This window comes from Novilysobacter viscosus (assembly GCF_046600715.1).
GTDB lineage: Bacteria > Pseudomonadota > Gammaproteobacteria > Xanthomonadales > Xanthomonadaceae > Lysobacter_C > Lysobacter_C viscosus.
In genome coordinates this window covers 169,155-188,908 of the sequence record NZ_JBJMAV010000006.1, presented here as the reverse complement: position 1 = coordinate 188,908, position 19,754 = coordinate 169,155, and the positions used below count along the sequence as shown (strand labels likewise).

The window sequence follows — 19,754 nt, the reverse complement described above, 5'->3', positions numbered from 1 at the left end:
GCGCGCTGCTGGGCGGCGGCCTGGCTGGCAGCGGCCTCGCGCTCGGCGGACTGGCGGGCGGCCAGGTCGCGTGCAGCCTGCTCCTGCTGGGCCTGCTGCTGCGCCGCGCGCTCGCGCTCCAGTTCGACCTGGCGCTCAGCCTGCTCTTCGGCACTGACGGCCTCTTCCTCGGCGCGGGTCTCGGCGGCCTGCTCGCGCTCGGCGATGCTGGCCTTCAGCCGCGCCAGTGCCGGGTGCTTGTCGTCTGCGCGCTCCAGCAGCGCGGCCAGGCGGCGTGCTTCGGCGAAGTCACCGCGGCCCACGCTCTGCTCGATCGCAATCACCGTCATCGGCAACAGGTCGGTCAGGGCGCTGGACACGCCCGCATCGCCAGGCGACTTCTCGCGCAGGGCCAGGTAGTACTCGACCGCGTTGTCCTCGGCCGGCGCGTACAGGCGGTTCTCGGCGTACGCACTTCGGGCGGCCTCGCGGAGGTCCTCCTCGCTCATCGCGGTGACGCGGCTGGACACCGCCGTCTCCGGGGTGACCTGCTCGGCAGCGGGCGTCCCGGCCGCCGGATCAGCGGCGTCGGCGGCATCGTCCTTGCCGCAGGCCGCCAGGCCCAGGCCCAGGGCCAGCAGCAGCGAAAGGTTCAGGATGGTGGTGTTCGGGCGACTCGACAGGCGCCCCGGCTGGTGAACTACGGTCATTGGCAACGCTCCCCTGGAGTGCGCCAGGCACGGCGCACAGACGCGTAGGACGCGACAGCGCGGCCCATTTGTCAAGGGCGGGGGGCTGAATGTGATGAACGTCCGCTTCCGCGCGACCCGCCGGTTCAGGTGCTATTTGCCGATGCAGAAGCTGGCGAAGATGTGGCCCAACAGGTCGTCGGCGCGTACCCGCCCGGTGATGGCACCCAGCGATTCGTGCGCATGGCGCAGGGCTTCGGCGGCCAGGTCCAGCGACTCGTGGACGAGCAGGCCGCGTGCCTGGTCCAGCTCACCCGCGGCGGCCTGCAGCGCCGCCACGTGCCGCGCACGGGCGGTGAAAGCGCCTTCCGGGTCGCCCGCATCCGAGCACGCCAGCATCCCCAGGCGCGCATGCAGGGCGTCCAACCCCTGACCGGTCAAGGCCGAGACGGCGATCGCCCCGGCCGGTATCCCCGGCGCGTCAGGGGGCGCTGCACCGGCGGTGAGCAGGTCGGCCTTGTTGAGCAGCCACAGCTGGGCACGCGCGCTTGCGGCCGCAGCGGCGGCCATCGCCAGACCCTCGGCGGGGGCGCGGGCGTCGACCACGACGATGGCCAGGTCTGCGCGTTCCAGTTCGGCGCGGGCGCGGCGCATGCCCTCGCGTTCGATCGCATCGCCCCCGACGCGCAGCCCGGCAGTGTCGACGAGGGTCACTTCGACGCCGTCGATGCGTACGGCCTCCTGCAACAGGTCCCGGGTGGTGCCGGCCACCTCGGTGACGATCGCCCGGTCGCGGCCAGCCAGCGCGTTGAGCAGTGAGCTCTTGCCGGCGTTGGGCGGACCGACGATCACCGCGTGCAGGCCATCGCGCAGCCGGCGGCCCTGCTCTGCGTCACGCAGCAGCGCGTCCAGCGCCTGTGCGGCTGCGTCCAGGTCGGCGCGCAACTGCGGACCACCCAGGGTCTCGATGGGTTCGTCGGCGAAATCGATGGCCGCCTCCACGTGGACCCGCGCCCGCAGCAGGGCCTGCGCAATCGCCTCGACACGGCGTGAGAACGCGCCCTCCAGCGCGCGACGCGCGGCGCGGGCCGCCCGCGCATCGCTGGCCGCGATCAGGTCGGCGACCGCCTCGGCCTGCGCCAGGTCCAGCTTGCCTTCCAGGAACGCGCGCTCGCTGAACTCCCCGGGCCGTGCGCGGCGCGCACCCAGCGCGCAACAGCGATCGACCAGTGCGTGCAGCACGGCGGGGCTACCGTGGGCCTGCAGCTCGACCACGTCCTCACCGGTGTAGCTGGCCGGGGCGGCGAAGTACAGCGCGATGCCGTCGTCAATGGCGGTACCGAAAGCGTCCTGGAAGCGGGCGAAGGTCGCATGCCGCGGGGCCAGCGCACGCGCGCAGAGGCGCTCGCCAATGCCGAGTGAGAGCGGGCCCGACAGGCGCACGATGCCGACGCCGCCTGGCCCGGCCGCGGTGGCGATGGCTGCGATGGTGTCTCTGTCGGTCATCGGTTTCGGGGCCCGTCCCGGACCGTGCGGACACTGCCGCCGGTCGCCCGGCCGCCGCCCGCCGCAGGGACGGGCGTCGCCAGGCTCAGGCGCGGGCGGCGTTGTCGGCGTACTTGCGTGTCATGTACCACTGCTGGGCCAGGCCAATGCCGGCATTGGTGATCCAGTACAGCACCAGGCCCGCCGGGAAGAAGGCGAACATCACGCCGAACACCAACGGCATGAACTGCATCATCTTCTGCTGCATCGGGTCCATGCCCGACATTGGCGCCAGCTTCTGGCCGGCCCACATCACCGCCATGTTGATCGCCGGCAGCACGAAGTAGGGGTCGCGCGCGGTGAGGTCGTTGATCCAGAGGATCCACGGCGCATGGCGGAGCTCGACGGACTCCAGCAGCACCCAGTACAGCGCCAGGAACACCGGCATCTGCACCAGCAGCGGCAGGCAGCCACCGACCGGGTTGATCTTCTCCTTCTTGTACAGGTCCATCATCGCCTGCTGGAACTTCTGGCGGTCGTCGCCATAGCGCTCCTTGAGCTGTGCCATGCGCGGCTGGAACTTGCGCATCCGCGCCATCGACTTGTACTGGGCGGTCGACAAAGGCAGCAGCAGCAGCTTGATGACCACCACCAGGCCGATGATCGCCCAACCCCAGTTGCCCACCAGCGAGTGGATCGCGTCGAGCAGCCAGAACAGCCAGCTGCCCAGCGTGGCGAAAATGCTGTAGCTGCTGAAGTCCACCGCGCGCTCAAGGCCGGGCACGCCCTGGGCCTCGATCTGCTTGACCAGCTTCGGGCCGACCCACAGCCGCGCTTCGGTGGCGGCGGTGGCCCCGGGAGCGACGTTGAACGCCGGACCACGCGATTCGATCTCGAATTGTCCGGCGCCGTGCTCGAGCACGAACAACGAAGCCTGGTCGGACTGCGGAATCCAACCGGCGAAGAAGTGGTGCTGCAGCATCGCGATCCAGCCCCCGGTGACCTGGCGGTTGAGCGGACCGTCGTCAGCGATGTCTTCGAAGTCGCGCTTCTCGTACTTTTCCGCGGCGCTGTACCAGGCTGCGCCCTGGTAGCTGTACTGCTCGGCGTTCATGGGGCCGCCGCGGCTCAACGCGCGCGGCTCGCGCCGCAGCTGGCGATAGACGTAGCCTTCCCACGGCTGGCTGCCGGCGTTGACCACTTCATCGCGCACGGTGACCGCGTACTCGCCGCGTGTGAATGTGTAGGTGCGGCGGATGGTCACGCCGCCCGCGCCGGTCCACTCGAAGGGCACCTGGACGCTCTGGGCGCCCTCGGCCAGCGTGAAGCGGCGTGCGTCGCCGACCGGCCGGAAGCCGGCCTCGTGCGACGGGGCCGCTGAATTACCGGCCCAGCCGGACTGGGCGACGAAGTAGCGGCCTGCGGCCTGGTCGAGCAGGCGTACGGGCGCACTGCCCTCGGCCGCCTCGCTGGGGAAGCCCATGAGATCAGCCTGGCGGATCTCTCCGCCGGTCATCTCGATCCTCAGCACGTCGGTGGCAACGGTCACCACCGGGTCGCTCGCCACGGGCTTGACCGGCGCAGCGGCCGCCACCATGCCCGGCGCGTTGGGCACCGTGGGAGTCCCGTCCCCGGCCGAGGGCACGCTGCCCACCGGGGTCTGCGTGGCCAGGGCGGCAGCGGATGTGGCAGGAGTGTTGCCGACGGCAGCGCGTTCCTTGCCCCACTCCATCCAGAGCAGGGTCGCCACCGCCAGCCAGGCGAAGATCAGGAAAACGCGGGTCTGGTTCATGGTGTCGGGGTTCTTTCGAGGCGTTCGGAACGCGCACGCGCGTGCGGCACGTAGAGGCTCAGCCGGCGCTAGCCGGCGAGGCGGGATCGGAATCTGTGGTGCGCGATGGCGCGGACGGTCCCGCGTCGGGCCCGGTCACGGCAGCGGCCGGCATTGTGACGGCGGTGGCCCCATCGGGCAACGCGCCGGCTCGTTTCAGCAGGCGCTCGAAGGCGGCGCGCAGCGCCACGCCGTCACACGCACTGGCGCCCGGCCGCGCCACCACCACGTAGTCAGCGGGCGGCAGTGCTGCCCGGTGCTCGCGGAAGGCCGCGCGCAGCACGCGCTTGATCCGGTTGCGGCCGACGGCATGCGGGTCGACCTTGCGCGACACCGCCAGCCCCAGGCGGGCGGGACTCTCGGCTTGGGCAGGGGGGCACACGTGCAGCGCCAGCACCGGCAGCGCCACGCGGCGCCCATGCTTGAATATGCGGTCGAATTCCGCGCGCGCGCGAACCCGCGCTGTGCGCGGGAGACGGGGCGGGATCATCGGGGGGCAGCGGCGCGCAGGCGGCCGCGGCAGTCAGCGGCGCGCTTAGGCGCAGAGACGCTTGCGGCCCTTGGCCCGGCGGCGTGCAAGGATCTTGCGGCCGTCGGCGGTCGCCATGCGGGCACGGAAACCGTGGTCGCGCTTGCGCTTGAGGTTGCTGGGCTGGTAGGTGCGCTTGGTGGCCATGGTGGCTCTGCGATAACGGCGGAAAAGACCGTCAATAATAGCGACGCCCCGCGCCCCCGGTCAAGCTCGCCCAGGCAGCGCCCTTCGTACCTCCCGGAACGCCTGAGGTGTGATGCCCGCGAAACCGGACTTCCGGCGACTGCCCACCCGGCAGGCTGGTGGTAGTCTGGCCGACCCCCAACCGCCCTGCGGCGCGGCCCTCGACGGTGCCGTGCAGGGGTCCGTTTCGCCCCTTACTTCAGAGTTCCAAGACGTGCATTCCTCGACCCCGGACGCCTGGCCCCGCTGCCTCGAACGCCTTGAAGCCGAACTGCCGGCCGAGGATGTCCATGCCTGGATCCGACCGTTGCAGGCGTTGCGTCGCAATGAGGTAACGGTGCTGTACGCGCCCAATGCCTTTGTCATCGAGCATGTGCGCGAACGCTACCTGGCGAGGATCCGGGAGTTGCTGGCGCATTTCTCCGGCAGTGACGCCGTCAGCCTGGAGGTCGGCTCCCTGCCCCGCGCGGTTCCGGCCGTGCAGGCCACCGCGGCCGCTTCGCCGGCGGCGGTGGCGCCGGGTACCCGCGCGGTCACCACCACCGGCGAGCCGTTCAACGGCCACCTCGACGCGCATTACACGTTCGACAACTTCGTCGAAGGCCGCAGCAACCAGCTCGGCCGGGCAGCGGCATGGCAGGCCGCGCTCAAACCGGGCGAACGCGCCCACAACCCCCTGTTGCTGTATGGCGGCACCGGGCTGGGCAAGACCCACCTGATGTTCGCGGCCGGCAACGAGATGCGCCGCCAGAACCCGGCCACGCGGGTGATGTACCTGCGCAGCGAGCAGTTCTTCAGCGCGATGATGAAGGCGCTGCAGGAAAAGGCGATGGACGGGTTCAAGCGCCATTTCCAGCAGGTCGACGCTCTGCTGATCGACGACATCCAGTTCTTTGCCGGCAAGGACCGCACGCAGGAGGAGTTCTTCCACACCTTCAACGCGCTGTTCGACGGCAAGCAGCAGATCATCCTGACCTGCGACCGCTACCCGCGAGAGGTCGAGGGCCTGGAGCCGCGGCTGAAGTCGCGCCTGGCGTGGGGCCTGTCGGTGGCGATCGAGCCACCGGACTTCGAGACCCGCGCGCAGATCGTGCTGTCCAAGGCCAAGGAGCGAGGGGCCAACATCCCCGAGGACGTGGCATTCCTGCTCGCCAAGAAGATGCGCAGCAACGTGCGGGACCTGGAAGGGGCGCTCAACACGCTGGCGGCCCGGGCCAACTTCACCGGCCGGGCGATCACGGTCGAGTTTGCGCAAGAGACGCTGCGTGACCTGCTGCGGGCGCAGCAGTACGCGATCGGCATCCCCAACATCCAGAAGACCGTGGCAGACTACTACGGCCTGCAGATCAAGGACTTGTTGTCGAAACGGCGGACCCGTTCGCTCGCCCGTCCGCGCCAGATGGCCATGGCGCTGACCAAGGAGTTGACCGAGCACAGCCTGCCGGAGATCGGCGATGCCTTCGCCGGTCGCGACCACACCACGGTGCTGCATGCCTGCCGTCAGATCCGCACGCTGATGGAGACCGACGGCAAGTTGCGCGAGGACTGGGAGAAGCTGCTCCGCAAGCTGAGCGAGTAATCGCAACGCGGGGGACAGGGTCGGGACAAGGTGTGGATAAGTACGGTTGCCGCGGTTGGCCCGAAAGTTGTCCACAGGTTGTACGCTGCCAGGAGTCGGGTTTTACCTGCGTTCAGCCGGCAATAAAAGCTATGTTTTTCATGTGGTTAGTGGTGTTGTCCCGGGTTTTGGCCGCCTCCATCACCACCACGCTTTAGATTTATCCAACATCTTGTCTTGGGCACAGGGGAGCACGGTCCGCATGCGTTTCAGTCTGCAACGCGAGGTTTTCCTCAAGCCGTTGGCGCAGGTCGTCAATGTGGTTGAACGTCGCCAGACCCTGCCGGTCCTGGCCAACCTTCTGGTCCAGGTGAAGGACGGCCAGTTGTCTTTGACCGGCACCGACCTGGAAGTCGAGATGATCTCCCGCATAGCGGTGGACGAAGCCCAGGACGGGGAAACCACGATCCCGGCCCGCAAGCTGTTCGAGATCGTCCGCGCCCTGCCCGATGGCAGCAAGGTCACCGTGTCGCAGGCGGCCGAGAAGGTGACGGTCTCGGCCGGGCGCTCGCGCTTCACCCTGGCCAGCCTTCCGGCCAACGACTTCCCGTCCATCGATGAAGTCGAGGCCACCGAGCGGGTGCGGGTGCCGGAAGCGGCGCTGAAGGAACTGATCGAACGCACCGCGTTCGCCATGGCCCAGCAGGACGTGCGCTACTACCTCAATGGCCTGCTCTTTGACCTTCGTGAGAATTCGCTTCGCTGCGTGGCCACCGACGGCCACCGCCTGGCGCTGTGCGAAGCGCAGTACGAAGGCGGCGCCCAGGCCAAGCGGCAGATCATCGTCCCCCGCAAGGGCGTGACCGAGTTGCAGCGTCTGCTGGAGGGCGGCGACCGCGAGCTCGAGCTTGAGATGGGCCGTGGCCACATCCGGGTCAAGCGTGACGATGTGACCTTCACCAGCAAGCTCATCGACGGACGCTTTCCCGATTACGAAGCGGTCATTCCGATCGGGGCCGACAAGGAGGTCCGGATCGACCGCGAGGTCCTGCGCGCCTCTCTGCAGCGCGCGGCGATCCTGTCCAATGAAAAGTACCGGGGTGTTCGTATAGAGGTCTCGCCGGGCCAGCTCAAGATCAGCGCCCACAACCCCGAGCAGGAAGAGGCGCAGGAGGAAGTGGAGGCCGACACCCGTGTGGACGACCTGTCGGTGGGGTTCAACGTCAATTACCTGCTCGATGCCCTCAGTGCCCTGCGCGATGAGCATGTCGTCATCGCGTTGCGCGATGCGAATTCCTCGGCGCTGGTACGCGAGGCATCGAACGACCGGTGCCGCCATGTCGTGATGCCGCTGCGGCTCTAGGCACATGTCCTGATGTTCCACGTGGAACACGCAGCACCTCACACGCCCGGCTTGCCCGGGCGTGTTCGCATTCAGTGCACTGCGCCGAAATCCCGTCCATGAGAGTCCTGCGCTTACAGGCCCGCCAGCTTCGCCGCTTTGATACGGTCGAAATCGAGCCGGCCTCCGGGCTGAACCTCATCCTGGGTGGGAACGGCGCGGGCAAAACCAGCTTGCTCGAAGCCCTGCACCTCATGGCCTACGGACGCAGCTTCAGGGGGCGGGTGCGCGACGGCCTTATCCGCAGCGGAGAAACCGCACTGGAAGTGTTCGTCGAGTGGGAGGACGAGCCCCCGACCCCAGACCAGCAACAGGACGGTGCCAGGAAGCTCCGGCGTGCTGGTCTACGACATACGGGCAGTGACTGGACCGGGCGACTGGACGGTCGCGATGTCACGCAACTGGGTGACCTGTGTGCGGCGTTGGCGGTGGTCACCTTCGAGCCCGGAAGCCACGCGTTGATTACCGGATCCGGTGAACACAGGCGTCGTTTCCTGGATTGGGGGTTGTTCCACGTGGAACATGGCTTCCTGCCGGCCTGGAGGCGTTATGCGCGAGCACACAAGCAGCGCAATGCATTGCTCAAGCGGCGCGGGGGCGCTGACGAGTTGGGTGCGTGGGAGCGCGAGATGGCAGATGCTGGCGATCTCGTCACCCGCCACCGCGAGGTCTACCTGGCCTCGCTGCAGGCTCATATCCAACCTTTGTTGCGAGAATGGGCACCCGCGCTGGGCGCCATCGAGTTGTCCTACCAACCCGGGTGGCGACGCGACGCCACGTCGCTGGACGACGCCCTGTTGCTCGCGCGCGAGCGCGACATGGCAGCAGGTCACACCTCGGTGGGCCCGCACCGGGCCGACTGGCGTGTCGACTTCGACTCATTGCCCGGGCGTGAGGCACTGTCGCGCGGCCAGGCCAAGCTGACTGCACTGGCGGCGATCCTGGGCCAGGGGGAACACCAGGCGGTGCAGCGCCGGCAGTGGCCTGTGGTGGCGCTGGACGACCTGGCCTCGGAGCTGGATCGCGCGCACCAGCGGCGGGTGCTCGAGAGGCTCGATGACTGGAAGGCACAGGTCCTGATCACCGGAACAGATGCGCCCGCAGGACTGGGCGAGGCCGGTCGGATGGCCGCTGTGTTCCACGTGGAACATGGGGTGCCGCGGCGCGCTTGAGGTAACGCTACCGGCTGGGGACCCACCCCTTGGCTGCTATACTGGCAAGACATATAGCTAATGTGTCTCGCCGCCGCCGCGCCACGCCGCGGTGTCACGGAGCCCGCTGCACAATGACCCAGATCGAGCACGACCCTTCGCACGACGCCGCCGTCGATTCGCCCCCACCCAACCAGACCTACGACTCCAGCAAGATCACCGTCTTGCGGGGACTGGAGGCCGTTCGAAAGCGCCCGGGCATGTACATCGGCGACGTGCACGACGGCACCGGCCTGCACCACATGGTGTTCGAGGTGGTCGACAACTCGATCGACGAGGCGCTGGCCGGGCATGCCGACGATGTAGTGGTCACCCTCCACGAAGACGGCTCGGTGTCGGTCTCGGACAATGGCCGTGGCGTGCCGGTGGATATCCACAAGGAAGAGGGCGTCTCGGCAGCCGAAGTGATCCTGACCGTGCTGCACGCGGGCGGCAAGTTCGACGACAACAGCTACAAGGTTTCAGGCGGCCTGCATGGCGTGGGCGTCTCGGTGGTCAACGCGCTGTCCGAACACCTGTGGCTGGACATCTGGCGCGACGGCCACCACCACCGGCAGGAGTACGCGCTGGGCGAACCGCTGTATCCGCTCAAGCAGCTGGACGAGACCCAGCGCCGGGGCACGCTGCTGCGTTTCAAGCCGGCGCGGGAAATCTTTTCCGATGTCGAGTTCCACTACGACATCCTGGCCAAGCGCCTGCGCGAGCTGTCGTTCCTCAATTCGGGCGTCAAGATCACCCTGATCGACGAGCGCGGCGACGGCAAGCGCGACGTGTTCCAGTACGAGGGTGGCATCCGTTCCTTCGTCGAACACCTGGCCCAGCTGAAGACGCCACTGCACCCCAAGGTGATCTCGGTTTCCGGCGAGCTCAACGGCATCACCGTGGACGTTGCGCTGCAGTGGACCGACTCCTACCAGGAGACGATGTTCTGCTTCACCAACAACATCCCGCAGAAGGACGGCGGCACCCACCTGATCGGCTTCCGCGCGGCACTGACCCGCACGTTGAGCAATTACATCGAGCAGAACGGGATCGCCAAGCAGGCCAAGGTGGCACTGTCTGGCGACGACATGCGCGAAGGCATGATCGCAGTGCTGTCGGTGAAAGTCCCCGACCCCAGCTTCTCCAGCCAGACCAAGGAGAAGCTGGTCAGTTCCGACGTGAGGCCGGTCGTTGAGAGCACGTTCGGCGCACGATTGGAGGAGTTCCTCCAGGAAAACCCGAATGAAGCCCGTGCCATCGCCGGCAAGATCGTCGATGCCGCCCGTGCCCGGGAGGCGGCCCGCAAGGCACGCGACCTGACCCGCCGCAAAGGTGCCCTGGACATCGCCGGGTTGCCCGGCAAGCTGGCAGACTGCCAGGAAAAGGACCCCGCGTTGTCGGAGCTGTTCATCGTCGAGGGTGACTCCGCTGGCGGCTCGGCCAAGCAGGGCCGCAACCGCAGGACCCAGGCGATCCTGCCGCTCAAGGGCAAGATCCTCAACGTCGAGCGCGCGCGCTTCGACCGCATGCTGGCCTCGGCCGAGGTAGGCACGCTGATCACCGCGCTGGGAACGGGTATCGGCAAGGACGAGTACAACCCGGACAAGCTGCGCTACCACCGCATCATCCTGATGACCGACGCCGACGTGGACGGCAGCCACATCCGCACGCTGCTGCTGACCTTCTTCTACCGGCAGATGCCCGAGCTGATCGAACGCGGCCACATCTACATCGGGTTGCCGCCGCTGTACAAGATCAAGCAGGGCAAGAACGAGCTCTACCTGAAGGACGACGCGGCGCTGGACGCCTACCTGGCCGGCAACGCGGTGGAAGGTGCGTCGCTGGTGCCCGCCACCGGTGAGCCGGCGATCGAGGGCACCGCCCTGGAGAAGCTGCTGCTGGTCTATGCCGGCGCGCGTGAAACCATCGCCCGCAACGCGCATCGCTATGACCCCGCCGTGCTGGAGGCGCTGATCGACTTCACGCCGCTGGACAGCGCGCACCTGGCCGGCAATATCGATGAGCAGCACGAAATCGATGCCTTGCAGGCGCGCCTCAACAAGAGTGGCCTGGGCAGGCCGCGCTACGCGCTCGCGCTGGTGCCGGCCACCGAGCAACACCCGGCCGCGCTGCGCGTGACCCGCCAGCACATGGGTGAGGAGCTCATCCAGGTACTGCCGCTCTCGGTGTTCGAGCAGGGCGAACTGCGTGCGCTGCGTGAAGCCGCCGCGCAACTGCACGGCCTGATTCGCGATGGGGCCCAGATCGTCCGGGGCAGCCGCGCCCATCCGGTTTCCAGCTTTGCCCAGGCGCAGGCCTGGCTGATGGACGAGGCCAAGAAGGGACGCCAGATCCAGCGCTTCAAGGGCCTGGGTGAAATGAACCCCGAGCAGCTCTGGGATACCACCGTGAACCCGGAAACCCGCCGCCTGCTGCAGGTGCGCATCGAGGACGCGGTCGCGGCCGACCAGATCTTCAGCACGCTGATGGGTGATGTGGTCGAGCCGCGCCGCGAGTTCATCGAAGACAACGCGCTGAAGGTTGCAAACCTGGACATCTGACCGGTTCGGAGCAACGCATGGACGCTGCACCCACACCGCACGGGGCGAACCCGGTCGCGGCGGCTGCCCGGCAACGATGGCCGCGGCCGGTCGGAGCCTTCATCCTGGATACGGTGATAGCGGCCACCACGTTGCTGGTCGTCGGCCTGCTGTCGGTATTCGCCTGGGGGCTGTTCGACGCGATCATCAACACGCCCGGCGCGCCGCGCGGGCCTCAACCCGCGGCCGCCCCGTCAATGCCGGGCCTGCTGGTGCAGTTGTGGATCGGGATCGGCGCGATGGCTGCCGCAGCGATCGTCACCTATTACTGGCAGGGGCCGGCAGGCGCTGTCGAGCGGCGTGGATCCCTCAATGCAATGCGCCAGCGATCCAGCTGGTTTACTGCGATCGGTACGGGCCTGGCCGTTTTCTTCCTCAGCGCTGCCATTGCTTGGTCGGGCCGCCTGTTGGGCGTGGAGCCGGCCCCGACGAACCTGGCCTACCTCGAGGTACTGGCGGGTCGGCCGGTGATGGTGCTGCTGGTGGTAGGCCTGCTGGCACCGGCCTACGAAGAGCTGCTGTTCCGCCGGGTGCTGTTCGGCCGCCTCTGGCGGGCGGGCCGGCCGGTGCTCGGCCTGGTGCTCAGCAGCGCGGTTTTCGCATTCGTCCACGAGGTCCCCGGCGTCAGTGACAACACATGGCCGGCGCTGGCCATGCTGCTGCTGGTGTACGGCGGCATGGGAGCGGCATTTGCGTGGGTCTACTGGAGGACCGGCACGCTGTGGGCCCCCATCGCCGCCCATGCGACCAACAACCTGCTTGCCGCCAGCGTGCTGCTCACCGGTGCGGCCTGAATGGGGTCGCAGTCGCCATTGCTGAATTGACGGGTCTTTGACCCGGGCGCCTCTACAACGGGAGACCTCCCCGATCCAGGACTCCCGCCCATGAAGCCCCTGCTCCTCGGCTTGGCCATCGCCGCCGCCGTCACCGCCTGCGCCACCGCCACGTCCCCCACCGGACGCACCCAACAGGTGGGCGCCGTCTCCCAACAGCAGCTCAACCAGATGGGCGCCCAGGCGTTTGCACAGGCCAAGGCACAGAACCGTCAGAGCAGCAACGCATCGCAGAACAACTACGTTCGATGCGTGGTCAATGCCGTGACCCGAGAACTGCCCGCCAACTGGCAGTCGAACTGGGAAACCGCTCTGTTCGTCGACGACTCGCCCAATGCCTTCGCCCTGCCGGGCGGCAAGGTCGGCCTGTTCACCGGCATCTTCAAGGTTGCCCGCAACCAGGACCAGATGGCGGGCGTGATCGCCCACGAAATCGGCCACGTCGTTTCGCGCCACCACGATGAGCGGATCACCCGCCAGATGGGCGCGCAGGCGGGGCTCGGCATCCTCGGTGCGCTGGTCGGGTCCCAGTACGGCCAGGGGGCGGCGAACGCAACCGGCCAGCTGGGCGGCGCGGCGGTGCAGGCCGGCTTCCTTCTGCCCAACAACCGCACGCAGGAGATGGAAGCCGATGTGGTAGGGCAGCGGCTGATGGCGCAAGCGGGGTTCGACCCCGCCGAGGCGGTCAACCTCTGGCAGAACATGATTGCCGCCAGCAAGGGCAGTCGCCAGCCGCAATGGCTGTCGACCCACCCCGATCCCCAATCCCGCATCCAGGAACTGCGCCAGCGGGCGGGCAGCCTGGCAACGGTCTACCAGCAGGCCAAGGCCGCCGGCCGTCGTCCCAGCTGCGGATGAATGGAAGGCGCGGCCGCGCTATCGCCGGGAACCGGGTTTCTGGTAGCGTGGCCGGCCGATCCCGCCGCCGTCCAGGCAACCGCCCGGCGACGCGGATAGTGCACACGCATTCCCAGAGGCAGACCAGATGACCCAGGCCAGTTCGAGGTACCGCACCCTGCTTGCCAGCGCTATTGGCGCGGCGCTCCTTTTGGGAAGCGTCACCCAGGTGCATGCGCAGTCCGCCGCCGACCGCGTCAAGCAGGAACGCGAGCGCAGAGCCGCCGAGGCAGCCGAGAACAAGCAGGACGTCGCCGCGGAAACGTATCCCAATGCGAAGCGCCAGCCCAGCAAGGTAAAGGCATCCGCGCGGATGTCCCCGAAGCTGCAGAAGATGGTCGACCTCTATGATGAGGACAAGGGCGCCGAGGCACGCGCTGCCGCCGAGGAGATCATCGCGAGCGAGCGCTCAAACGAATATGACCGCGCCTTTGCCGCCCAGCTGGCAGCCCAGGCCGCCTATGACGCCGACGACATGGCCGGCGCGATGGCCTACCTGCAACAAGCGATCGACTTCGACGGACTCGACAACAACGGTCACTTCGGTGCGATGTTGATGCTGGCCCAGCTCCAGCTCCAGGAGGAGATGTACGCCGAATCGCTCAAGACCTTGGACACGTTCCTGGACCTGTCCGCCAGCTCGCAGCCCGAGCATCTGGTCCTCAAGGGCAACGCGCTGTACCGCATGGAGCGCTACCCCGAGGCGGTCCAGATCCTGAAGCAGGCCGTCGATTCCTCCCCGGATCCACGCGCCGATTGGCTCCAGCTCCTCATGGCGGTGTATTCCGAAACCGGCCAGGAGGCCGAAGCCTCGGCCATTGCCGAGAAGATCGGCTCTCAGAACCCCAACGACAAGCGCGCCCAGCTCAATCTCGCCGCCGCCTACCAGCAGGCAGACCAGATGGATAAGGCCGCTGGCGTCCTGGAGAAGCTGCGCGCGGCGGGCCAGCTCAGCGAAGACCGCGAATATCGCCAGCTGTACGCGCTCTACCTCAACCTCGAAGGCAAGGAAAAGAACGCCGCCGAGGTCATCAACGAAGGGCTGCAGAAGGGGATACTGAAGGGAGACTTCCAGACGTACCTTGCACAGGCGCAGGCGTACTACTTCTCCGACCAGACCGCGCCGGCGATCGAGGCCTACCGGAAGGCGGCGCCGCTCGATGACAACGGGGCGACGTACCTGAACCTGGCCAAGGTGTTGTGGCAGGAAGAACGGATCACCGAGGCCAAGGAGGCCGCACGCCAGGCAAAGGCGAAAGGGCTGGAGCGCCCGGACGAGGCCGACCAGATCATTGCGCTACCGGGCAACTGACCCGGCCAAGCGGATGGCCTGAACGTACTTGGAACCACGGGTACTGTTTGGTATATGCTAGGAGGTTCCCGTCGCCGGAAACGGTTACGGGGATCCTCTTGAAGTCCCGCGGCGCCCAGGCGTCCGGAAACCCCTCCCGAGCTTACGGCGCATGACGCAAGACCTCGAAAACCACGTATCCCACGACGACGAAGACGAAGGGCTGAACTGGGCACGCATTGCCGGTATCACCATGGCGATCACCGTGCACGCTGCGGCCTTGCTTCTGCTTCTCGCGCCGATGGCGCCCCCGGCCGACCAGGCTGAAGAAGAAGAAGTCACCGTCGTCAACCTGATCAAGCCGCCACCGCCGCCGCCGCCGCCGCCGCCGCCGCCGCCCGAGCCCCCCAAGGAGCTCAAGCCGCCGCCGAAGCTGACGCCGCCGGTTGCGACGCCGCAGCTGCCGCCGCCGCCGGACCCGCCGCCGGTCATCTTTGATGAGCCGTCGCCGATCGATCCGCCAGCGCCGCCCCCGGCACCGCCGGCGCCCCCGGCGCCTGCGCAGTCGATCGGCTCGAGCGTGGATCCGTCGTCGCGTTCCCGCAATCCGCCCAAGTATCCGACCAACGAATTGCGCCAGGGCGTCGGCGGAACGGTGGTGCTGGTGATCAGCATCGATGCCCAGGGCAACGTGCTGGACGTGTCGGTCGAGAAATCCAGCCGCAACCGGAACCTGGACCGCGCCGCCATGGATGCGGCCCGCAAATGGCGCTTCAACCCCGAGGTTCGCAACGGCGTTGCCGTGGCCAGCCGCGTACGCGTCCCGGTAGATTTCGTCGCGCCGCGCTGATCGGGCGCACGCGACAGTTAACGCAACCCGCAACCGCTCCTCCTATCCACGCCATATCTAATAAAAGGTAAGCGTCATGCTTCAGGAAACCACCAACGCCGCGACTGCCGGGGCCAACAACGCCGAAGCCCTCCAGCAGATGAGCTTCGGCCACATGATCCAGAACTTCGATCTGGTGGCCTGGATCGTATTCACCACCCTCGTGGTCATGTCGGCCATGTCGGTGTACTGGATGATCTTCAACGTGGTACGCAACATGCGTCTGCGTCGTAGTTCCGATCGCGTGATCAGCACGTTCTGGGAAACCCCGAACGCGCAGGACGCGATCCGCTACATGGAAGAGCAGCCGCGCAGCGAGCCGTTCTCCAAGATCGCCCTCGATGCCGCCCAGGCCGCCTCGCACCACCAGCGCCATGAAGGTTCGCGCCTGGTCGAGTCGCTCAACCGTTCCGAATTCGTGGACCGCGCCCTGCGCCAGGCCGTGACCCGCGAGAGCTCGCGGCTGGAAAGCGGCATGACCCTGCTCGCCTCGGTCGGTGCGACCGCGCCGTTCGTGGGTCTGCTGGGTACGGTGTGGGGCATCTACCACGCCCTGATCCGCATCGGCCTGTCGGGCGACGCCTCGATGCAGGCGGTGGCAGGTCCGGTCGGCGAGGCGCTGATCATGACCGCGATCGGTCTGTTCGTCGCGATCCCGGCGGTGCTGGCGTACAACTTCTTCGTGCGCATCAACCGCAACACCTACGCCAAGTTCGACACCTTCGCGCACGACCTGCACGACTTCTTCGCCACGGGTGCTCGCGTCGGCGAAGTGCCGGTCAAGCGCTGATCGGCGACGTCGTCAACCACGCCTCGTTGGAGTTCAGACATGGCTTTCAGTTCCGGAAATGACAGCGGCGGGCCAATGGCCTCGATCAACGTCACGCCCCTGGTGGACGTGATGCTGGTGCTGCTGATCATCTTCATGATCACCGCGCCCCTGATGACCCACAAGATCAAGGTGAACCTGCCCGAGGCCGACCTGGACAACAAGGAAGGCAAGGTCGAGGTCACCCCGATCACGTTGGCCGTGTTGCAGGACGGCACGCTGTACTGGGATGACGAGCCGATCTCCAAGGCCCTGCTGGAGAGCCGCCTGTCGGTGGAAGCCCAGAAGACGCCGCAGCCGCAGATCAACGTGCGTGGCGACCAGACGACCAAGTACCGGATCGTCCAGGAAGTCGTGCAGACGGCCCAGTCACAGGGCATGCGCAAGGTCGGCTTCGTTGCCACCCCGCAGCGACAGTAAAGGAACGGAGTAACGAAATGGCTTTTACTAGCGACTCCAGCGGCGGCGCAATGTCCGACATCAACGTCACGCCCCTCGTGGACGTGATGCTGGTGCTGCTGATCATCTTCATGGTGACCGCGCCGATCCAGACCTACCCGATCGATGTCACGCTGCCGCAGCCGACCGTCATCCCCCCGCCCGTCAACAACAACCCGCCGCCGCCGGTCCGGCTGCGGATCGATGCGGGCGGCCAGGTGTTCTGGAACGACAGCCCGCAGCCGCTGTCGGTCCTGCCAACCCTGATGCGCGAGGCGGTGCAGGCTGACCCGACCAACCAACCCACGCTGGAAATCGACACCAATGCCGATGCCGATTACGGCACCCTGGCACGCGTACTGGCCCACGCCAAGAACGCACAGATGGAAAAGATCGGCTTCGTCCAGAACTGATCCGAACGACCGCTTACCTGCTTCAATTTTCAACGCCGCCTCCGGGCGGCGTTTTTTTGTCTCGCGGCAGGGTTCAACGAACCCGATGGTCAGGCGGGGCCGCTCCCCGGTGCTCGCCCCTGCGCTTGGGCATCGACCAATGCCCGATAGGCCCGTACGGTTGCCGCAAGACCGGCGTGCAGCGCCTCGCTGATCAGCGCGTGCCCGATCGAAACTTCCAGCACCCCCGGAACGCCGGCAAGGAACGCGGCCAGGTTGGCCTGCGACAGGTCATGGCCCGCGTTGACGCCCAGGCCGTTGGACTGCGCCGCCAGCGCCATGGCGGCGAACCGCGCACGCACCGATGCCGCCTGCTTACCGCCGTGGGCCGCCGCCTCGGCATAGGGCCCGGTGTACAACTCGATGCGCTGGGCGCCACTGCGCGCCGCGGCCGCGGCCTGGGTCGCCGCCACGTGGGGATCCAGGGGCGCGTCGGCGAACACGCTGACCCGGCACCCGATTGCGCGCAGCGTCTCGATCAAGGGCTGAAGGCGATCGGCGTCTCGCTCGAAATCGAAGCCGTGGTCCGAGGTCAGTTGTGCGTCGCCATCGGGCACCAGCGTGGCCTGCGCGGGACGCGCCGCCTCGCATAGCGCGATGAAGCCCGGGTAGCCGGGCCGCGGCGGCGCGAACGGATTGCCTTCGAGGTTGAACTCGACACCGCGCTGGCCGGTGAGTCCTGCCAGCGCCATCACGTCATCGGTGCGGATGTGCCGGGCATCCGGGCGCGGGTGTACGGTGATACCGTGCGCCCCCGCGTCCAGGCATGCCACTGCGGCGGCGACCACGTCCGGGTCACGCCCGCCGCGCGAGTTGCGCAGCACCGCCACCTTGTTGACGTTGACGCTGAGCCGGGTCACTCCGCGGGTCCCGCAGGGGATGCGGTGGGCACCGCGCTCACGATTCGCCGTCGGGGCGCGCCGAGTGCTCGCGACGCACCTGCGCCTGCTCGCGCAGGCGGTGCAACTCGACCGGATCGACCAACTGCGACTCGTCGCGCGTGCGGCTGCCCACGCGCTGCGAAAGCCAGCCCACCATCCACGCCGACAGCAGCACCAGAGCGGCGACCAGGCACAGCACCAGGACCCCGACTGACGTGGTCTTGAACGCGATGACCAGGGCGGCGACGCCAAGCAACAGGAACAACCAGGGCCACATGGGCGGACTCCCCCGTAAGGACCGCGCCAGTTTAGCCGCCCGGCCGGTCGCCTCAAGCCCCTTTTGTGCGCGGATCAGAGCAACGGCGACACCAACCGCGCCAGCGCCTCGGGCAGGCGTTCACGCCACAGCGGACGCGCGCGGTGGTCCTGCACGCGCACGCAGTCGGCGCATTCGCCCTCGATCAGCTCGGCCAGGCGGGCCGATAGCTGGGCATCGGCGAACATCACCGACACCTCGAAGTTGAGCCGGAAACTGCGGTGGTCGAAATTGGCGCTGCCGACCATGGCGAAGTCGTCGTCGCACAGCAGCGCCTTGGTGTGCAGCAGGCGCGGGCCGTACTCGTAGATGGCGACGCCCGCCGCCAGCAACTCGTCGAAGTAGGAGCGTGCGGCGAACGTCACCAGCCGGCTGTCGCTGAGCTTGGGCACCAGCAGGCGGACATCGAGCCCGCCCAGCGCCGCCGATGTCAGCGCCATGCGCGCCGCCTCGCCCGGGACGAAATAGGGCGTGACCAGCCACACCCGGCGATGCGCCGCGTGGATCGCACTGACGTGAACCCGATGGATGGCCTCCCAGGCCGAATCAGGCCCGGACACCACCACCTGCGTGGCGATGCCACCCGGCGTCCCGGGCCCGTCCGGCATGGCCAGCGGCGGCTGTCCGGTGGCGTAGATCCAGTCTTCGATGAAGACCAGCTGCAGCTCGCGTACCACCGGGCCTTCCAGGCGCAGGTGAAGGTCACGGTAGGCGTCGCCGCGGAGTCGTTCGTCCTGTTCGTCGCTGACGTTCATCCCGCCGGTGAAGCCGATGGCGTCGTCGATCACCACGATCTTGCGGTGGCTGCGCAGATTCAGCCACGGACGCTTCCAGAACCACCGCAGCCGCAGCGGATGGAACCAGGCCACTTCGCCGCCCGCCTCCACCAGCGGCGCCAGGAACCGCCGGTTGACCCTGCTCGATCCGATGGCATCCAGCAGCAGGCGTACCTCGATGCCCGCGCGTGCACGCTCGACAAGCGCGTCGCGCAGCGAGGTGCCGGTCCGGTCCGGCTCGTAGATGTAGTACTCCAGGTGGATGCGGGTCTGCGCGCCGGCAATGGCCTCCAGCAGCGCCGGGTACTTGCCGCCGCCATCCACCAGCAGGTCGACGCGGGTGGCGGTGGTTGGCGGCAGCCGCGTGGTCGACTGCACCACGCGGGCGAGTTCGATCGCTTCCGCGCTCGGGTCCAGCCCGGCCGGTGGCGGCGGCAGCGACGCGCGTGCACGCCCGCGCCGGAGTCGCTGGCGCTTGATGCGCTGCGGCCCGAACACGTAGTAGATCAGGAACCCCAGGTACGGCAGTGCGGCCAGGCTGACCAGCCAGCTGATCGTCGCGGCCGGCTCGCGCTTCTGCAGGACGATCCAACCCCCCAGGCCGATGACGTAGGCGATCCATCCCACCGCCAGGTACATCCACAGGTGCGGGATCGAGACAAACGCCTGCCACAGGCCGTGCAGCCAATCGAACATGGGA

Annotated in this window: 18 protein-coding genes and 1 pseudogene; 11 read left to right on the top strand and 8 right to left on the bottom strand. The window is 67.7% G+C overall.

Going from position 1 to position 19,754, the window contains the following annotated elements; translation table 11 throughout:
- From ACJQWL_RS11025 to rpmH, 5 genes and pseudogenes are all read right to left on the bottom strand, one after another.
- Nucleotides 1–689 (bottom strand): annotated as a pseudogene (locus ACJQWL_RS11025) (energy transducer TonB); the annotation flags it as partial.
- Between the two features lie 132 nt (nt 690–821).
- Nucleotides 822–2,174 (bottom strand): tRNA uridine-5-carboxymethylaminomethyl(34) synthesis GTPase MnmE, encoded by a 1,353-nt coding sequence (gene mnmE, locus ACJQWL_RS11020; RefSeq protein ID WP_330969728.1) that lies wholly within the window; start codon nt 2,172–2,174, stop codon nt 822–824.
- Between the two features lie 85 nt (nt 2,175–2,259).
- Nucleotides 2,260–3,945: a membrane protein insertase YidC gene (gene yidC, locus ACJQWL_RS11015; RefSeq protein ID WP_330969729.1), complete on the bottom strand. Its 1,686-nt coding sequence runs from the start codon at nt 3,943–3,945 to the stop codon at nt 2,260–2,262.
- Nucleotides 3,946–4,003: 58 nt separating this feature from the next.
- A complete protein-coding gene (gene rnpA, locus ACJQWL_RS11010; RefSeq protein ID WP_330969730.1) occupies nt 4,004–4,474 on the bottom strand; it encodes a ribonuclease P protein component in 471 nt (156 codons plus the stop codon).
- 45 nt (nt 4,475–4,519) lie between these two features.
- The gene (rpmH, locus tag ACJQWL_RS11005) at nt 4,520–4,660 is read right to left on the bottom strand and encodes a 50S ribosomal protein L34 (protein WP_031374044.1); all 141 of its coding nucleotides are present in this window, start codon (nt 4,658–4,660) and stop codon (nt 4,520–4,522) included.
- Nucleotides 4,661–4,913: 253 nt separating this feature from the next.
- On the opposite strand from rpmH, the gene dnaA reads away from it, so the two are divergent.
- From dnaA to ACJQWL_RS10950, 11 genes are all read left to right on the top strand, one after another.
- The gene (dnaA, locus tag ACJQWL_RS11000; protein WP_330969731.1) at nt 4,914–6,278 is read left to right on the top strand and encodes a chromosomal replication initiator protein DnaA; all 1,365 of its coding nucleotides are present in this window, start codon (nt 4,914–4,916) and stop codon (nt 6,276–6,278) included.
- 241 nt (nt 6,279–6,519) lie between these two features.
- Entirely contained in the window at nt 6,520–7,620 is a 1,101-nt protein-coding gene (gene dnaN / locus ACJQWL_RS10995) for a DNA polymerase III subunit beta (RefSeq protein WP_330969732.1), read from the top strand.
- 98 nt (nt 7,621–7,718) lie between these two features.
- Complete coding sequence (recF, locus tag ACJQWL_RS10990) at nt 7,719–8,831, top strand: DNA replication/repair protein RecF (protein WP_330969733.1); 1,113 nt, start codon at nt 7,719–7,721, stop codon at nt 8,829–8,831.
- 113 nt (nt 8,832–8,944) lie between these two features.
- On the top strand, nt 8,945–11,413 hold the full coding sequence (gene gyrB, locus ACJQWL_RS10985) for a DNA topoisomerase (ATP-hydrolyzing) subunit B (RefSeq protein ID WP_330969734.1): 2,469 nt from the start codon (nt 8,945–8,947) through the stop codon (nt 11,411–11,413).
- A 17-nt stretch (nt 11,414–11,430) separates the two neighbouring features.
- A complete protein-coding gene (locus ACJQWL_RS10980) occupies nt 11,431–12,246 on the top strand; it encodes a CPBP family intramembrane glutamic endopeptidase (RefSeq protein WP_330969735.1) in 816 nt (271 codons plus the stop codon).
- Between the two features lie 90 nt (nt 12,247–12,336).
- Nucleotides 12,337–13,143: a M48 family metallopeptidase gene (locus ACJQWL_RS10975; RefSeq protein ID WP_330969736.1), complete on the top strand. Its 807-nt coding sequence runs from the start codon at nt 12,337–12,339 to the stop codon at nt 13,141–13,143.
- 127 nt (nt 13,144–13,270) lie between these two features.
- Complete coding sequence (locus ACJQWL_RS10970) at nt 13,271–14,494, top strand: tetratricopeptide repeat protein (RefSeq protein WP_330969737.1); 1,224 nt, start codon at nt 13,271–13,273, stop codon at nt 14,492–14,494.
- A gap of 151 nt (nt 14,495–14,645) precedes the next feature.
- On the top strand, nt 14,646–15,323 hold the full coding sequence (locus ACJQWL_RS10965; RefSeq protein ID WP_411300896.1) for an energy transducer TonB: 678 nt from the start codon (nt 14,646–14,648) through the stop codon (nt 15,321–15,323).
- Nucleotides 15,324–15,399: 76 nt separating this feature from the next.
- A complete protein-coding gene (locus tag ACJQWL_RS10960) occupies nt 15,400–16,152 on the top strand; it encodes a MotA/TolQ/ExbB proton channel family protein (protein ID WP_330969008.1) in 753 nt (250 codons plus the stop codon).
- Between the two features lie 39 nt (nt 16,153–16,191).
- Entirely contained in the window at nt 16,192–16,611 is a 420-nt protein-coding gene (locus ACJQWL_RS10955) for an ExbD/TolR family protein (protein WP_330969009.1), read from the top strand.
- A gap of 17 nt (nt 16,612–16,628) precedes the next feature.
- Entirely contained in the window at nt 16,629–17,042 is a 414-nt protein-coding gene (locus tag ACJQWL_RS10950) for an ExbD/TolR family protein (protein ID WP_330969010.1), read from the top strand.
- An 89-nt stretch (nt 17,043–17,131) separates the two neighbouring features.
- On the opposite strand, the gene ACJQWL_RS10945 is transcribed toward ACJQWL_RS10950, so the two are convergent.
- The 3 genes from ACJQWL_RS10945 to cls form a co-directional block, all read right to left on the bottom strand.
- Nucleotides 17,132–17,941: a pyridoxine 5'-phosphate synthase gene (locus ACJQWL_RS10945; protein WP_330969011.1), complete on the bottom strand. Its 810-nt coding sequence runs from the start codon at nt 17,939–17,941 to the stop codon at nt 17,132–17,134.
- A gap of 37 nt (nt 17,942–17,978) precedes the next feature.
- Complete coding sequence (locus tag ACJQWL_RS10940) at nt 17,979–18,239, bottom strand: hypothetical protein (protein WP_330969012.1); 261 nt, start codon at nt 18,237–18,239, stop codon at nt 17,979–17,981.
- Nucleotides 18,240–18,313: 74 nt separating this feature from the next.
- On the bottom strand, nt 18,314–19,750 hold the full coding sequence (gene cls / locus ACJQWL_RS10935) for a cardiolipin synthase (protein WP_330969013.1): 1,437 nt from the start codon (nt 19,748–19,750) through the stop codon (nt 18,314–18,316).
- Nucleotides 19,751–19,754: the final 4 nt, after the last annotated feature.

Coding starts and splice junctions, on each gene's coding strand:
- ACJQWL_RS10970 (WP_330969737.1), top strand. CDS start 13,271: ATGACCCAGGCCAGTTCGAGGTACCGCACCCTGCTTGCCAGCGCTATT.
- dnaN (WP_330969732.1), top strand. CDS start 6,520: ATGCGTTTCAGTCTGCAACGCGAGGTTTTCCTCAAGCCGTTGGCGCAG.
- mnmE (WP_330969728.1), bottom strand. CDS start 2,174: ATGACCGACAGAGACACCATCGCAGCCATCGCCACCGCGGCCGGGCCA.
- ACJQWL_RS10950 (WP_330969010.1), top strand. CDS start 16,629: ATGGCTTTTACTAGCGACTCCAGCGGCGGCGCAATGTCCGACATCAAC.
- rpmH (WP_031374044.1), bottom strand. CDS start 4,660: ATGGCCACCAAGCGCACCTACCAGCCCAGCAACCTCAAGCGCAAGCGC.
- ACJQWL_RS10960 (WP_330969008.1), top strand. CDS start 15,400: ATGCTTCAGGAAACCACCAACGCCGCGACTGCCGGGGCCAACAACGCC.
- cls (WP_330969013.1), bottom strand. CDS start 19,750: ATGTTCGATTGGCTGCACGGCCTGTGGCAGGCGTTTGTCTCGATCCCG.
- ACJQWL_RS10975 (WP_330969736.1), top strand. CDS start 12,337: ATGAAGCCCCTGCTCCTCGGCTTGGCCATCGCCGCCGCCGTCACCGCC.
- yidC (WP_330969729.1), bottom strand. CDS start 3,945: ATGAACCAGACCCGCGTTTTCCTGATCTTCGCCTGGCTGGCGGTGGCG.
- gyrB (WP_330969734.1), top strand. CDS start 8,945: ATGACCCAGATCGAGCACGACCCTTCGCACGACGCCGCCGTCGATTCG.
- rnpA (WP_330969730.1), bottom strand. CDS start 4,474: ATGATCCCGCCCCGTCTCCCGCGCACAGCGCGGGTTCGCGCGCGCGCG.
- ACJQWL_RS10940 (WP_330969012.1), bottom strand. CDS start 18,239: ATGTGGCCCTGGTTGTTCCTGTTGCTTGGCGTCGCCGCCCTGGTCATC.
- recF (WP_330969733.1), top strand. CDS start 7,719: ATGAGAGTCCTGCGCTTACAGGCCCGCCAGCTTCGCCGCTTTGATACG.
- ACJQWL_RS10965 (WP_411300896.1), top strand. CDS start 14,646: ATGACGCAAGACCTCGAAAACCACGTATCCCACGACGACGAAGACGAA.
- ACJQWL_RS10955 (WP_330969009.1), top strand. CDS start 16,192: ATGGCTTTCAGTTCCGGAAATGACAGCGGCGGGCCAATGGCCTCGATC.
- ACJQWL_RS10980 (WP_330969735.1), top strand. CDS start 11,431: ATGGACGCTGCACCCACACCGCACGGGGCGAACCCGGTCGCGGCGGCT.